The following is a 14,964-nucleotide window of genomic DNA, read 5'->3' on the forward strand; positions in this document are numbered from 1 at the left end:
GGAGTTGGTTGCGGCTCCCCAACGGTGTGAAACGAAGTTGTAGTGGTACCATTTTACTAAAATGGTACTCCAGGTTTTTGGCATTTATCGGCTGTTTTATTGACTATTGCCCACTTTTTGTGATTAATTGCCCACTTGATTAATATTTTGTAAAGTGGGGCGACTACCCCCATTGGCGGCTTGTACTTTTACAGCAGAAAATTGACTGTTTTAAGTTCACCACCTTTTGTCAAACCCATTTTTACCTATGAGCAAAAAAGTATACATCGTTCTCCTGCTGTTGGTTTCCTGGTTGTTGCCGCTGCTGTCTTATGCGCAGCAGGTTATGTTGCAGGGCTGGTACTGGGACTACCCCAAAACCGGTCAGGGCTACAACTGGTCGGACACCCTGCGGCTAAAAGCTACGGCTTTGAGTCAATCCGGCTTTACGCATGTCTGGTACCCGCCATTTGCCGGCAACGGCAACAAGAGTGGCGGGTATGATCCCAAAGACTTGTTTGTTGGCCCGGCGCAGACCTCCCTGGGCACACTGGGGGAAATCAAAACGATGGTATCTTCCTTTACGGCGGTGGGCATTACGCCCGTGGCCGACATGGTCTACAATCACCGCGATGCCGGGGCACCGGAAAGCAACCCGGCCGTGAAAGATTATATCACCAAGTTTTCGGGAGAGCAGTCGGGCGAATGTGGTTTTAAACGACCGTTTCCGTCGGACCGCTACCGAATGGTGATCCCACTGGGTGGCCTATTGCCGAACGGTGTACCGCTGGGCAAAGGAAAATACTACATCAAGATCCGGTCCCGAAACAATATATTCGATAATTACCGGTATGTCTTTCACGCCACTACCGGCAAGTTGGGCGGCTCACGCTGGAACCCGAATAAATCGGAAGAGGTAGACCTGACCGCCGGGTTTAGTAACCCCAGAGCGGTTGAACTGGGTCGTAATTACCTGAACCGGCTCTGGCAGTTTGCGGCCAACGATGAATTTGAGGTTACCGTAACCGACAGTGATTTTAACGCGGCCGGCGACCAACTGATCCTGGAGGCTATTAACCTGAATGGGAACTACTCCAACCACCTGCCGATACAGATTTATTACTTACCGCAGGGGAGTGGTACGTCGTATAACATCGCCAATATCAACGACCCGTTCAATGAGTGGTATAAACTGGATTTTCAGACCTATACCAACTTCAATAATATGCCCAGCGGACGTGGGGCCCTCGACTGGAAAGGATTCCGTCCGCACTTCACCAGTAGCAGTCGCGCCGGCTGGTCGCAAACGACCTGTCTGGGTCCGGAGTGGAGTATGCAGAGCCTGGACTACTTTTACGATTACGACCACAACATCCCGGCGACTCGTGACCTGCTGATCGACTGGACCAAATGGACGTACGATGAACTGGGCTCGAAGGGGCTGCGTATGGATGCCATCAAACACTTTGAACCGTCGTTTGTGTCCACGATGCTGAACCAGATGGTCGCAAGCAACCGTACGCCCAATATGGTTGTTGGGGAGTGGTATGGCGAAAATCCTGATGAACTGAAGAATTGGGTTGATGCCGTCAGCAACGGACTGGATCAGCAGACCCGGCAGGCTGTGCCGGTTAAGGTGTTCGACTTCTCGCTGCGCCGGGCGCTCAAAGATGCCCTCGACAACGGAGCCAATGCCCGGCAGGTATTTTTCAGCAGCCTGCGCGATGCCAGGGGCATGAGCGGTTTCAATGTGGTAACATTCCTGAACAACCACGATTTCCGGAGTTCCAATACCTCGTTCGGCGATGCGCTGGTGCATAATAACCCAATTCTGGGATACGCTTACCTGCTCACCAACAACCAGTTGGGCGTACCGGCCGTATTCTACCCTGATTACTACGGCTACCCGGCCCGCAACAGCAAATTTGGTACGGATACCTACGGCTTCGACTACCATCCGGTAGGGCTCAAGCCGATGAAAAAAGAGATCGATCAGTTGATGAAAGTCCTTCAGACATACATCATTAATTCGCCGGGTGTCGATTACCTGAACCACTACGGTGGCACGGCCAATGGCCCCCAGGCACCGACCAATTACCTCGAAGGCGATTATAACCGTTGTCTGCTGTACCAGCTTAGAGCGCCCGGCCAGACCGGTAAAGAAGTTATTGTGGCTATCAACTTCGGTAACACCCGGCTGCGTGTCGATCACCTGATTGCTGTCCGCAATGGTATCGCGCCGGGAACGCGGTTGCTGGATGTGCTGGGAAACTCAGCTTACCCCTATGCTGTTGTCGATAACCAGAACCGCATTTATGTCGAACTGCCGCCCAGGAGCTATTCGGTCTGGGTGCAGGATATAGCTCCGCTCTCGGCTACGCTGGCCATTGCACCCAATAGCGGCACCATCTGCCCCGGCCAGTCGGCTACGCTGACCACCACGGCCACCGGTGGTACGGCTCCGTATACCTACGTCTTCTCGGCGGGTGCCACCCCCACCCAGAGCAGTTCGGTCGCCACGGCCACCACCAGCGGACCGTATTCGGTTACCGTTACCGATGCGCTGGGCCTGACGGCCGTAGCCAGTGTAACGCTGGCGGTACAGGCGCCAACGACCATTACGCAGGAACCGGCTTCGGGCAGTGCGGTATGCGTCGGTACACCTGTCAGCGTAAGCGTAGCCGTTACGGGGCCGGGTACACTGGGCTACCAGTGGTACAAAAGCAGCACCCATGCACCGGTAGCCGGTCAGACGACCGCCACGTTCAGTTTATCGTCGGCACAGCCATCCGACGCCGGTGGGTACTACGGCGTAGTCACGAGTGCCTGCACCAGCCTGACTTCCACCGTGTTCAACCTGACGGTGAACAACCCGCCCGTTGCTACACTGTTGGCCGGCAATAATGGCAAACTTACCTGTGCGCAGCCCAGCCTGTTACTGACGGCAGGCGGTGGTGAGCGGTACCTGTTTACCGGGCCGGATCTGAACCAGCAAGGCGTTGCCAATACCACCACTGTAACCAGACCGGGGGGGTACTCCGTTACCGTAACGGATGGCAATGGGTGTGTGGCTACGGCGCAGACGACTGTAGAAGCGATTGACTTGCCGGCACCGGTAATCCAGGCCGTGACGGGGCCGCTGTCGCCCCAGCTGATCGGCACCTCTGTATCGCTGACCGCCACCATTACGGGTGATCTTGCAGGGGCTACCTGGCAATGGCAGTGGGGAAATGGTACTACCTCGGGCGGTATGGTCACCAATAACACACTGGTGACTGCCTACACGTATTCGGCTCAGGGCGTTTATTCTCCCACGCTGGTCATCAGCGGTGCCTGTAACCAGACTGTGATCGCTACCCACCAGTATGTCGTACTGTATAACCCGGATGGTGGTTTTGTCACAGGGGGCGGCTGGATCAACTCACCGAAGGGGGCCTTTAAGGCAAATCCGGAGCTGTTCGGCAAAGCTACCTTTGGCTTCGTGGCTAAATACAGGAAAGGCTCGACCGTGCCCGACGGCAACACGGAATTCCAGTTTAAAGCCGGTGACCTGAACTTCAAGAGTACGGCCTACGACGATATGCGGCTGGTCATTGCCGGCGCACGGGCCAACTACAAAGGCATGGGTACGATCAACGGCACCGGCTCATTCCGGTTCCTGGTTTCGGCCATCGACGGACAGGTAAACGGTGGTGGCGGAGTCGATAAGTTTCGGATAAAGATCTGGAACAGCGCCACCGATCAGGTGGTCTATGACAATAATCTGGCTCCGGGTAGCTTGGGCGACGATGCCGAACCGGAGACGGCCATCGGCGGGGGCTCCATTGTTATTCATTCGGATAAAGGCAAGCGCGAAGCGGCCGAGCCGGCTTTACCGGCTAATGCGATGGTGCTGCGCAACTACCCGAATCCGATAACCGACAGAACGACCATTGAGTTTATGCTGCCGCAGGGGGGCGACTATTCGCTGGAAATTCAGGATCTGAAAGGCTCGCTGGTGCGCCGGCTACAGGCCGGCCGGGCCGAAGCAGGGCAGTCCTACCAGGTGCTCTGGGATGCGGGCAACCTACCTGGTGGGCTGTATTTAACCCGGCTCATGACGCAGCAAGGTGTAAAAGTAATAAAGATGCTGGTCCGGTAGATTGGGTAAAGCGTTAGGGTAAAAAAACAAAGCGGCTCCGTAGTCTGGAGCCGCTTTGTTGTATGTGCCATTCTTACTGATGCAGCCGGCTGGCGGCCAGCAGGGGGAGGACGACACAGAAGTAGTCGTCGGTTTCGCTGACCTGCACCTCACCCTGACCCAGCAGTTTATATTTAGACGTGATATTGCTTAAACCCACACGGTTGGAAGAGACCGGCACCCGCTTTCGCTGCAGATTGTTCTGCACCATCAATTCACCCGCCGGCGTGGTGCGCAATTCGATCACCAGCGGCTGCTCCGGCAGAATCACGTTGTGCTTCACGGCATTTTCCAGCAGCAATTGCAGGGTCAGCGGAGGAATGAGGTAGTCGTAATAAATGGCGTTTACCTTATCCACAAGCTGAATGGCCTGCCCGTGCCGGATGCCCAGCAGGTAAAAATACGAATGGGCAAAGTCGAGTTCGGTCTTGAGGGTGGTCAGGTGCTGCTCGTTGGCGCGGAGCAGGTAGCGGTACACGCTGCTCATTTCGTCGAGATACGCCGACGCCTGCCGGGGCGACTCTTCGACCAGTTGCGACAGCGTATTGAGCGAGTTAAACAGGAAATGGGGGTTTATCTGCTGTTTCAGGCTCTCAAACTGACTTTCCAGGTTGGCTTTCTTGAACTGCTCGGTCTGGGTGAGCGTGCGCTGCCATTGCTCAAACAGGTTAATAGACTCATAAATGGCCGTGACCAGCAGCACCGTAACGAACCCGAACAGCAGGGCCCAGCGCAGATCGGCCGGCTGTGGCTGGTAGCCGTTCAGCCGTAAAAAGCCGTACAGATAATACAACAGCAGCGTTATGGAACTGGTATGTACAGAAATAATACCGACCGCCAGGGATACCCGGATAAGCATGTGCCTGAAGGTTGGATACAACTCATGCAGCCTCCGGGAAATTATGTTGTTCAGGAGCCAGTGTCCGTAGTAAAGCAGAAACGAGAGTAGTGTCGTTACCGTAAACGTTTGCGCGTTCTCCCAATACATTTTGCCGAACAGCAGCCAGTTCAGTACCAGCACAAAGGGCGGCAGCACCGTCCACCGAATCAGAATGTCCTGCTGCGTATACCTCAAACGTTTCACGGCGTAGTTAGTGGGAGGGTGCGGACGTTGCCGGCCATGACCAGCGGCAGGCGGACACTAAACCGGTGGCCGTCGTCTTCAATGACCGGATCGGGCAGGTCGAGCAGGCGGTAACGCGTCACAATGGTTGCCAGGCCGGTCCGGTTAGACAGGGCCCTGGTTATTTTCCGGCAGATGGTGTTGCTCACCACCAGTTCGCCGGTGGGGGTCGACGTAACCCGGATCGTGAGCGGAGAGTCGGGGAGAAGTACGTTGTGCTTCAGGGCATTTTCGATCAGGGACTGGAGCGTTAGCGGGGGCAGTTGAGCGTCCAGCAGAGCCTCATCAACCGAATGAGTTAGCCTGATGCTCTCGCCGTACCGGATTTTGAGCAGGTGAAAAAACGAATTGAGGAAGCAGAGTTCCTGGCGTAATGGAATCAGTTCGCGCACGCTCGTTTGCAGCAGGTAGCGGTACACGGTACTCATTTCGTCGATGAATGCCGATGCCTGCTCCGGGTTCTCCTCAATGAGCATGGAGAGTGAGTTGAGCGAATTAAACAGAAAGTGGGGGTTTACCTGGGCCTTCAGTGTATCGTACTGATGTTGCAGGCTTGTCTTTTTGGCTTTCTCGGCCTCAATCAGGGCGGCTTTCAGCTTGGTCAGGTAGTAGATGATTTCGTACAGAATCCCAACGATCAGAATGACAATGTAACCGCCGAGGAGTTGCTGAACATACACATCAGGGGTAATGGGCACACCGGCAATGCCCAGCAGGCCAAACAGCGAAACAACGGCGATCTGCGCTGCGGTGATAATGGCAAAATACCCTGCAAACGTCAGCAGGATACGCCGGCGGGTCTGCCCAATCTGTGGGAACTTCGCCCGTACCCATTTGAGCCAGCGGGTAAAGGCCTCCCACAAGAGAAAAATATAGAAAACGCCCCAGAAACTGGTGCGGAGGTAAATCCACCAATCGTATTGATATTGTTCCAGATATAGCAGATTAGTCAGCAGTTCCACGGCGGGAATGCCAATCAACCGAAGCCATTTATCGTTTAGTTTTTCCAAGGAATATTCAGTGACTCAAAATAGTCCCTAAAAATACAGATTTCTACAGTTTAGGCAGTTTAGAGGGTTTGAATACTTAGCCAGTTGTTTGTAATCGGTCAACACTGGGCTTGTTCTGAGGCTGAGGCTCGTCCGCCGGCCCGCCGTAGCGGTTTGTAACGCGAGACGAGCGGGGGGCGAGCCTTAACGAGCTTAAATGTCCAGGATTACTCCCGCAGATTCTGCAGATAGGCAATGCTCTGCCGCACCTGCAGGTCTTCCTTGTTGCTTTCGTCTTCGATGAAGTAGTGCCTGATGCCGGCTTTCTTCGCTTCTTTCAGAATGGTGGGCATGTCCAACTGGCCGTCGCCCAGTACCACGTCATTTTCAGGGGGGGTGCCGCCGGTCAGATCGCCTTTCACGCCTTTCTTAAGGTCTTTCAGGTGCATCAGTTTCCAGCGCTTGCCGTACTTCTTCAGGAGCTGAACAGGGTCGGCTCCGCCATGCTGCGCCCACAGAATGTCCATTTCAAACGAGACATAGCGTGGGTCTGTGTTCTGCACCATATAGTCGAACAAAGTACCGTTCTGGTAGGGCTGAAATTCAAAACCATGGTTATGGTAGCAAAACGTTAACCCGTTATCGGCCAGGATCTTTCCTACTCGATTAAAGTCCTCTACTGCTTTTTTTGCGTTTTCGAGCGTGAAATTGCCTTTCTGATGCGGTATCCAGGCGACCATCACGTACGATGCGCCCAGTGCTTTGGCATTTTTGACTACCGCTTCGGGATCTTTCACAATCTGCTCGTAGCCGGCACCGGTGGCGACGAGCTTGATGCCGCGCTGATCAAGCATTTTCCTGAACTCCTCGGGTGCAATGCCCTTTGGGGCTCCGCCTTCGTATTCGGTGAAACCCAGGGCTTTGATGGTGTCCAGCGTAGCTTCCACATTCTTGGGAAACCAGTTGCGGTAGGTATACGACTCGATACCCAGCGGAAAGGTGTATACAGCTTTGCCTTTCTTCTGGGCGAAACCGTCGTGCAGGGTAAGAAGGGTAAGGCTGAGGGCACCCAGCCAGTAAGCAGGTTTATTCATGATATTATTGCAGGTTAGGGATACTAAACGCAAAAGAGAAAATTGCCGGAAATTTACTACTGAAGCTGCCGTTTGAAAAACCGCAGCGCTTCCAGGTGTACATCCAGGTCGTTGGGGTAGTCGTGTTTGCCGCCGATGACTTTGAGCAGCACAATTTCGGGTTTGCCTTTCTGTTTGTACGTGTAGCGTTCGATGGTTTTGCCGTCGTTGGGGTCGGTGTCGGGTACACTCTCCTTATGAGGCTGTCCCTGGTAACCGGCTAAACCGGTCCAATAAGCCAGCGTGCGATCGGTGGAGCGTACCTCGCCCATATTCATGTTGCCTCCCAGAATAACCGGCCCGCCGTTATAGGGGTTGGTGCGGTCCTCGGTGCCGTTGATGATCATCACCGGCACGGGTTTACCGGCGGGCGTACAATCCAGATTGGTGGTGTCGGGCAGGTTGGCAATGATGGCGGTAATGGCCCGGAAGCGGTCGGGCATGGTCAGCGCCAGTTTATACGCCATATGGCCACCGCCGGAGGTTCCTACCGCAAATACCTGCTTCGGATTGACCTGATACCGCTTTTGGAAGTAGGCGATCATGCCGTCGAAAAAGGCCTGCTCGTTGATATTCTCCACATTGGCCTGGGCGGGAGAGAGCTTCCGGCACTCGTTCCAGTAGCGTTTATAGCCGTCCGGATACACCACCAGCGTGTTTTCCGTCCGTGCCTGCTGGTCCATCCGGGCGGCTGCCTGCATCATGCCTTTCCCGTTGCCGCCAGAGCCGTGCATCACAAACACCAGGCTGGGGCGTTGCAGGTTCTGAGGAGGTGTATTGAAGTGAAAGGAGCGATAGTGTCCTTCAACCAGTATCGAATCGCTGATGACCTGGGCGTGTAGTACATTGGTCATCCCGGCAAGCAGGAGAAATCCGGTAAGCTTTGTGGTAAGTCCCATCGTTTGGGTAAAGGTTGGCGGGGCAATATCCCGCTGATCCGCGAAAATGACAAATCCGTTGGGGATAATCTATGAAATAGAAACAAAACGCCTACTTTTAGTCTGGCTCATTCGCGTGAAGCCAATCCTTACCCCTAACTCTTTCCCTGAGCCCACAGCTCATACCCTTTTATGGAACGACGAGCGTTCATCAAAACCAGCAGCCTCCTGAGTAGCACCCTGGCCCTGACAGGCTCAGCCAGCCTGGCCGGCATACCCCATGCAACCAGCCACCAATCAATCAATGAACCCATCTGGCTCGACGGTCCCATGCGGTGGGTGCAACTGGCCTTTGTCGAACGAGACCCCGGCCATTACGATCCGGATTTCTGGCTCAGTTATTTCAAGCGCATTCATGCCCAGGGGGCTTTGCTGAGTGCCGGCGGTATCGTGGCCTTTTACCCCACCCAGATACCGTTGCACCACCGCAGCGACTTTATGGGCAGTTCCGATACACTGGGCTACCTGGTGGAGGGTTGCCGCAAACAGGGCATGAAAATCATGCTCCGCACCGACCCCCATGCCGTCCGGCAGGACATGTACGATGCCCACCCCGACTGGATTGCCGTTACCGCCGACGGCCAGAAACGCCGGCACTGGGCCAACCCGGAGCTGTGGGTCACCTGCGCGCTGGGGCCGTATAACTTCGAGTTCATGCCGCAGGTGAACCAGGAGATCATGCAGCGGTTTCAGCCGGAGGGCATCTTCTCCAACCGCTGGCACGGGCACGGCATCTGCTACTGCGAACATTGTCAGACTAATTTCAAAGCTTATTCTGGACTGGCACTTCCTCAGAAAGCCGATAAGCTGGACCTGACCTATCGCAAATGGGCGGATTGGAACACGAAACGCCTGCGGGAAGTATGGGCACTCTGGGATGCGGGTATTCGCAAAGAGCGGCCCACCTCCCGCTTTATTCCCAACGGCTTCCCCGACAAGATTGTCACCGGCCGGGAAGCGGACTTGTTTTTTGCCGATCAGCAGGCCCGGCGCGGCCTCATTCCGCCCTGGGCCAACGGCAAGGGTGCCAAGGAACTCCGGTCGACGCTGGGCCTGAAACCCCTGATCGGCATTTTCAGCGTGGGCGTAGAGGAGGAGTTCCGCTGGAAAGATTCGGTGCAGAGCGATGCCGAAATCCGGATCTGGGTGGCCGAAGGTACCGCCAACGGTATGCGGCCGTGCTTTGTCAAGTTTGGCGGTGATATTTACGATAAGCGGTGGATGGAGTCCGTGGCTAACCTGTACGAGGGCTACTACAGGAACGAAAAATACCTGCGAAATACGGCCTCGCTGGCCCGCGTGGGGCTGGTGTATTCGGAGCAGACCGACCGCAACTATGGGGGCAAGCCCTGGCAGCAGCGCAGCGGAGATCACCTCGACGGTATGTACCACGCGCTGGTCGAAAACCGCATTCCCTTCGATATGGTCAACGACCGGCTGCTGACGCCTGACGACCTTAGACGCTTCAAACTCCTGATTCTGCCCAACATTGCCGCCCTGTCGGATACTCAGTGCCGGCAACTCCAGGCTTTTGTCGAGAACGGCGGCAGTGTGGTGGCCACCTTTGAAACCTCGCTGTACGATGAAGAAGGCAGGCCACGCCCGGATTTCGGCTTAGCCGGCCTGTTTGGTGTCTCGTACGACCGGCAGGTTGAAGGCCCCATGCGGAACAGCTATCTGCAACTCCGCCATGATGCCGCAAACAACCAGACGCATCAGATTCTGAAAGGGCTGGACGATACGCCCCGCATCATCAACGCCATTTACAAAGTAAACGTAAAGCCAACGGCCACCTTCCCCAGCCCTGTTACGCTGATTCCGACCTACCCCGATCTGCCGATGGAGGATGTTTACCCCCGCGTACCGCAGACCGATACGCGGGAGCTGTACCTGCGGCAGGTGGGCAAGGGGCGCGTGGCCTACCTGCCCGGCGATCTGGACCGCTCGTTCTGGCAACTGCTCAGCCACGACCATAGCCGGCTGCTGGGCAATGTCATCCATTGGGCGCTGGATGAGGAGCCGGTTGTGACGGTAACGGGGCCGGGCGTGATTGACATCAACGTCTGGCGGCAGGCGAATTCCATGACCGTTCACCTGGTCAACCTCACCAATCCGATGATGATGAAAGGGCCGTTCCGGGAACTGATACCGGTGGATGCACAGGTGTCGGTTCAGGTACCCGCCAGCGTAAAAATCACCAGGGTGAAGCTGCTCATGAGCGGCCGGCAACCTAAATTTATGCAGAAAGCAGGCCGGCTGGTGCTTGATGTGCCCCGTATTCTCGACCATGAGATTGTGGCGCTGGATCTGGCCTGACGGCAACTGATTTTTATCTGTTTTTCCGAATGCTTTGATGAGTTTAGGAAAGCCCTTTCCTTTACAGGGTAAACGCCACAAATTTTGTTAAATGAAAAGACGTACATTTGTAAAAAGTTCGCTGCTTACTACCACTGGGGCCGGTTTTGTCAATTCGCTCACGCAGGCTGCCGCCGTTGATCCATCCCAGCAAAATCCAAAGCCGGAGTTTTATGAGCTTCGGACCTATACCCTGAAAAACGGCCGGCAACGGAAAGTCCTGGATACGTACTTTCAGCAGGCGGCCATTCCCGCGCTCAACCGCATGGGCAGCCGGGCGGTTGGGGTATTCACGGAGTACCTGCCCCAGGAGGTTTCCAAACTGTTTGTATTGATACCCTTCCAGTCGGCAGACGATTACCTGGCGATGGCGGATAAACTGGCCAACGATTCGGCCTACCAGCAGGCGGCTTCCGAGTACCTCAATGCCCAGGCTACCACCCCCGCCTACGAGCGCATTGAAAGTTCGCTGCTGAAGGCCTTTACGGGTATGCCCCGAATGGACGTGCCCGAGAAGAAGCCGCGTATCTTTGAACTGCGTCGCTACGAAAGCCCAAGCGAAGCAACCGGTAAAAAGAAGATCGAAATGTTTAACGAGGCCGGCGAAATCGCTATTTTTAAGCGAGTAGGGTTGACCCCGGTCTTTTTCGCAGAAACCCTGATTGGTCCCCACCGCCCGAACCTGACCTACATGCTCACCTTCGATAACATGGAGGAGCACGATCAGAACTGGAAGATATTCGGGGGCGATCCGGAATGGAAAAAGATCAGCGCCCTGCCCGAGTACGCCAACGACCGGATTCTGTCAAATATCCACCGGACCTTCCTGGTACCTACGGCATTTTCGCAGATCTGACAAACGGGTACGGGAGTAGCGTAACACGCTTTAAGGCAACTTTCTATAAGTCATGAAATACCTGATCCTGCTGCTGACGCTGCTCCCGTTTTACGCGCCTGCCCAATCGACACTGACCGGGCTGGGAGACTTTACCCTCGGCCTGACCACGCCCGATTCGCTCCGGCAATTCTCTTTCCAGGAGCATGAACTCGTGGTGCTGAAAGGCACCATTGCCTTTCCGTGTCCGCACATCCGTGTCTTCACTGCCGATTCGCTGTCTGTGGCAGGCCTGCCCGTTACCAACCTGTCGCTGGTTTTTTACGACGATCAGTTGTTCCGGATCACCTGCGATTATACCGAGTCTCTGCAGCAGGTTTTTGAAGCGCAGTACGGACCCGGCATCAACCGGCCGGCAAGCAGCCTGCTATTATGCCAGGATGGAAACCGCCGGCGGATGCAGGTCAACAGCCGGCACTGGCAGAACGAGAATACGATGGCGCTGGTGACGCAGGCCGGCGGCTACAATGCCCAGTGCCTGCGGGAGCAGCGGGTCAGGCTGACCATCGCCAGCCGACCGATGGTGACGCTCACCTCCGAATGTGATCTGGACGAACTCGATCCTTATTTTGACACCAGTTGGCGCATTCGCTAAATCAGCCACCGCTTCATACCCCAGCGAGGCTATAACCTGATTATTTCATGACAAAGCGCCTATTGGTCCTGTCGTTCCCGTTAGTCATCCTGGTCGCTGTCCATTATCTGGGGAGTGCCGGAACAATATCATCAGAGGTATCATCACCGCCGGCCGCCCCTCGCCCCAATATCCTGCTGATCATGGCCGATGATTTGGGTTTTTCGGATATTGGCTGCTATGGGGGCGAAATTCATACGCCGAATCTGGACTACCTGGCCAGTAACGGTATTCGCTACACGCAGTTTTACAATACCTCCCGCTGCTGCCCCACCCGCGCATCCCTGCTCACCGGCCTCTATAACCACCAGGCCGGTATTGGTAAGATGACCGACGCAGAGGACCAGCCCGGCTACCGCGGCCACCTGACCAAAAACACCGTAACCCTGGCCGAAGTGCTCAAAACGGCCGGTTACCAGACCGCCATGACCGGAAAGTGGCATGTGTCCAAGACCCTGGTGCAGAAAAATCCGCAGGATCAACTCGACTGGCTGAACCACAAAAAAGACTTTGGTGATTTTTCGCCCGTGGATCAGTACCCCACCAGCCGGGGTTTTGACCGGTACTTCGGCAATATCTGGGGCGTAGTCGACTTTTTCGATCCGTTCAGCCTGGTCAGCGGAACCCAACCGGTGAAGCAGGTACCTAAAGATTATTATCATACCGATGCCATCCATGATACGGCGGTGGCGTATATCAAATCGTTCGCCAGAACAAAGGCACCCTTTTTCCTCTACGTAGCCGAAACGGCCCCGCACTGGCCCCTGCACGCCCTGCCCGAGGATATTGCCACCTACAAGGATACGTACAAGGTTGGCTGGGATGCCATCCGCCAGGCCCGGTACGCAAAAATGGTTAAACTTGGCCTGATTGATCCCACGAAAACCAGTCTGTCGGAACGCTGGGCCAATGAACTAAGCTGGGAAGCCAACCCCGATAAGGCCTGGGATGCGCAGGCGATGGCCGTTCATGCCGCTATGGTCGACCGGATGGATCAGGGCATCGGCCGGATGATTCAGGCGTTGCGCGAAACCGGGCAACTGGACAATACACTGATCCTCTTTTTGTCGGATAACGGAGCCAGCCCCGAAAACTGTGCCGCCTACGGCCCCGGTTTCGACCGGCCCAACCAAATCCGCGATGGCCGGGATGTTGTATACGACCTGAAAAAGCAGGTGATGCCAGGCCCACAGACCACCTTTGCCTCTATTGGGCCACGCTGGGCCAACGTAGCCAATACGCCTTACGCGTACAATAAGGCCGAATCCTACGAGGGCGGTATTCACACGCCGATGCTGGCATTCTGGCCCAAAGGGATTCAGGCGAAAAAGGGAAGCTTCAGCGTACAGGTCGGTCACGTGATGGATTTCATGCGCACGTTTGTCGAACTAGCAGGGGCTACGTACCCAAATACCCACAAAGGCCAGGCAATCACCCCCACAACGGGTGTCAGTCTGGTGCCGACTTTTGCAGGCCAGGCATTGGCCGGCCGTCAGAACGTGTTCAACGAACATTTTGGGGCACGCTATGCCCGCTCCGGTAACTGGAAACTAGTGTCGACGAGTCGCGACACGACCTGGCGTCTCTACAACCTTGCCACAGACGGCTCGGAAACGCAGGACTTGGCGGCCCGGTATCCCGACAAAGTACGTGAACTGACGAGCCGCTGGCGCACCTGGGCCCATACCCATCAGGTGTTTCCCAGGCCGGGTCAGAAGCCGATTGCAACTCATTAACGCTCATGGCAGGGATTCTTCAGACTACGTGTACCCCAAACGCCTAACAAGTATGGATAATCAGTTCATGGTTTCTCAATTCCCCCGCTCCTCGGCCTACCATCCCGAGTGGATTACCGCCGGTGTCAGCGGTGGGGCTAATCCACTCTGGATGACCGAATGGCTGACCCAGGCAATGGACCTGCGGCCGGGTATGCGGGTGCTCGACCTGGGCTGCGGGCGGGCTGTTTCCTCTGTTTTTCTCCACCGCGAATTTGGCGTGCAGGTCTGGGCCTGTGACCTATGGTTCAGCGTCACCGAAAACTTTCAGCGCATCCGGGATGCCGGCTGTGAGCAGTATGTGTTCCCGCTGCACGCCGAAGCCCACTCGCTGCCCTTTGCGGCCGGTTACTTCGACGCCATTGTGAGCATCGACTCCTTTCCGTACTACGGCACCGATGATCTGTACCTGAACTACCTGGCCCGGCTGCTGAAGCCCGGCGGGCAGATCGGTATTGCCGGGGCCGGCCTGATGCAGGAGTTTAACGGCGTGGTGCCCGAGCATTTGCGCCATTGGTGGACGCCGGATCTGTGGGGCTTACACGCGGCCGATTGGTGGCGGCAACACTGGAGCCGCACCGGCATTGTTGCCGTTGATCTGGCCGATTCCATGCCGGAGGGTTATCAGTTATGGCTGGCCTGGCACCGCGCTATTGCCCCCGATAATCACGTAGAGATTGAGGCTTTGGAGAACGACCGGGGCCGCTACCTGGGGTACGTTCGCGTAGTCGGGCACCGGACAGAACTGGAGTTGGAAGAGCCACTTGTATCCCTGCCGGCGCAATACAGCCCAAAGGCGTTGTTGCGTGATGGCGGATGAAATGCCTTACTCAGCTCGTCCGCGACTGTGTCGCGAGACGGGCGAGGTTCGCATTTGTAATGCGAGTAAATAGGTGTCACATACCACTGTTCGCTATTACAGGAGACGATTTACCCAACCCTTACCGCGCAACAAAACAGCCT

At 55.7% G+C, this 14,964-nt stretch carries 10 protein-coding genes; 6 read left to right on the plus strand and 4 right to left on the minus strand.

Features of this window, described 5'->3' with window-relative positions:
• Window positions 1-247 precede the first annotated feature (247 nt).
• Entirely contained in the window at window positions 248-4,120 is a 3,873-nt protein-coding gene (locus ABD931_RS00330) for a T9SS type A sorting domain-containing protein (RefSeq protein WP_345262762.1), read from the plus strand.
• Between the two features lie 73 nt (window positions 4,121-4,193).
• Here the strand turns inward: ABD931_RS00330 and ABD931_RS00335 are convergent, their stop codons facing one another.
• The 4 genes from ABD931_RS00335 to ABD931_RS00350 form a co-directional block, all read right to left on the minus strand.
• Window positions 4,194-5,243, minus strand: a complete 1,050-nt coding sequence (locus ABD931_RS00335; RefSeq protein WP_345262764.1) for a sensor histidine kinase — start codon at window positions 5,241-5,243, stop codon at window positions 4,194-4,196.
• The gene (locus ABD931_RS00340) at window positions 5,240-6,292 is read right to left on the minus strand and encodes a sensor histidine kinase (protein WP_345262766.1); all 1,053 of its coding nucleotides are present in this window, start codon (window positions 6,290-6,292) and stop codon (window positions 5,240-5,242) included. Before ABD931_RS00340 ends, ABD931_RS00335 begins: the two co-directional genes overlap by 4 nt.
• 206 nt (window positions 6,293-6,498) lie before the next feature.
• Complete coding sequence (locus ABD931_RS00345; protein WP_345262769.1) at window positions 6,499-7,365, minus strand: sugar phosphate isomerase/epimerase family protein; 867 nt, start codon at window positions 7,363-7,365, stop codon at window positions 6,499-6,501.
• A gap of 56 nt (window positions 7,366-7,421) precedes the next feature.
• Window positions 7,422-8,303, minus strand: coding sequence for a CE1 family esterase (locus ABD931_RS00350; RefSeq protein WP_370469296.1), 882 nt, complete (start codon window positions 8,301-8,303; stop codon window positions 7,422-7,424).
• A 171-nt stretch (window positions 8,304-8,474) separates the two neighbouring features.
• Between ABD931_RS00350 and ABD931_RS00355 the strand changes: the two genes are divergently transcribed.
• From ABD931_RS00355 to ABD931_RS00375, 5 genes are all read left to right on the plus strand, one after another.
• Complete coding sequence (locus tag ABD931_RS00355; protein ID WP_345262771.1) at window positions 8,475-10,658, plus strand: alpha-amylase family protein; 2,184 nt, start codon at window positions 8,475-8,477, stop codon at window positions 10,656-10,658.
• 91 nt (window positions 10,659-10,749) lie between these two features.
• Window positions 10,750-11,553 (plus strand): NIPSNAP family protein, encoded by an 804-nt coding sequence (locus ABD931_RS00360; protein WP_345262773.1) that lies wholly within the window; start codon window positions 10,750-10,752, stop codon window positions 11,551-11,553.
• 52 nt (window positions 11,554-11,605) lie between these two features.
• On the plus strand, window positions 11,606-12,187 hold the full coding sequence (locus tag ABD931_RS00365) for a hypothetical protein (protein WP_345262775.1): 582 nt from the start codon (window positions 11,606-11,608) through the stop codon (window positions 12,185-12,187).
• A gap of 47 nt (window positions 12,188-12,234) precedes the next feature.
• Entirely contained in the window at window positions 12,235-13,962 is a 1,728-nt protein-coding gene (locus tag ABD931_RS00370; protein WP_345262777.1) for an arylsulfatase, read from the plus strand.
• A gap of 52 nt (window positions 13,963-14,014) precedes the next feature.
• Complete coding sequence (locus ABD931_RS00375) at window positions 14,015-14,821, plus strand: SAM-dependent methyltransferase (protein ID WP_345262779.1); 807 nt, start codon at window positions 14,015-14,017, stop codon at window positions 14,819-14,821.
• Window positions 14,822-14,964: the final 143 nt, after the last annotated feature.

The sequence above is a fragment of the Nibrella viscosa genome (assembly GCF_039541875.1).
Taxonomy (GTDB): Bacteria; Bacteroidota; Bacteroidia; order Cytophagales; family Spirosomataceae; genus Nibrella; species Nibrella viscosa.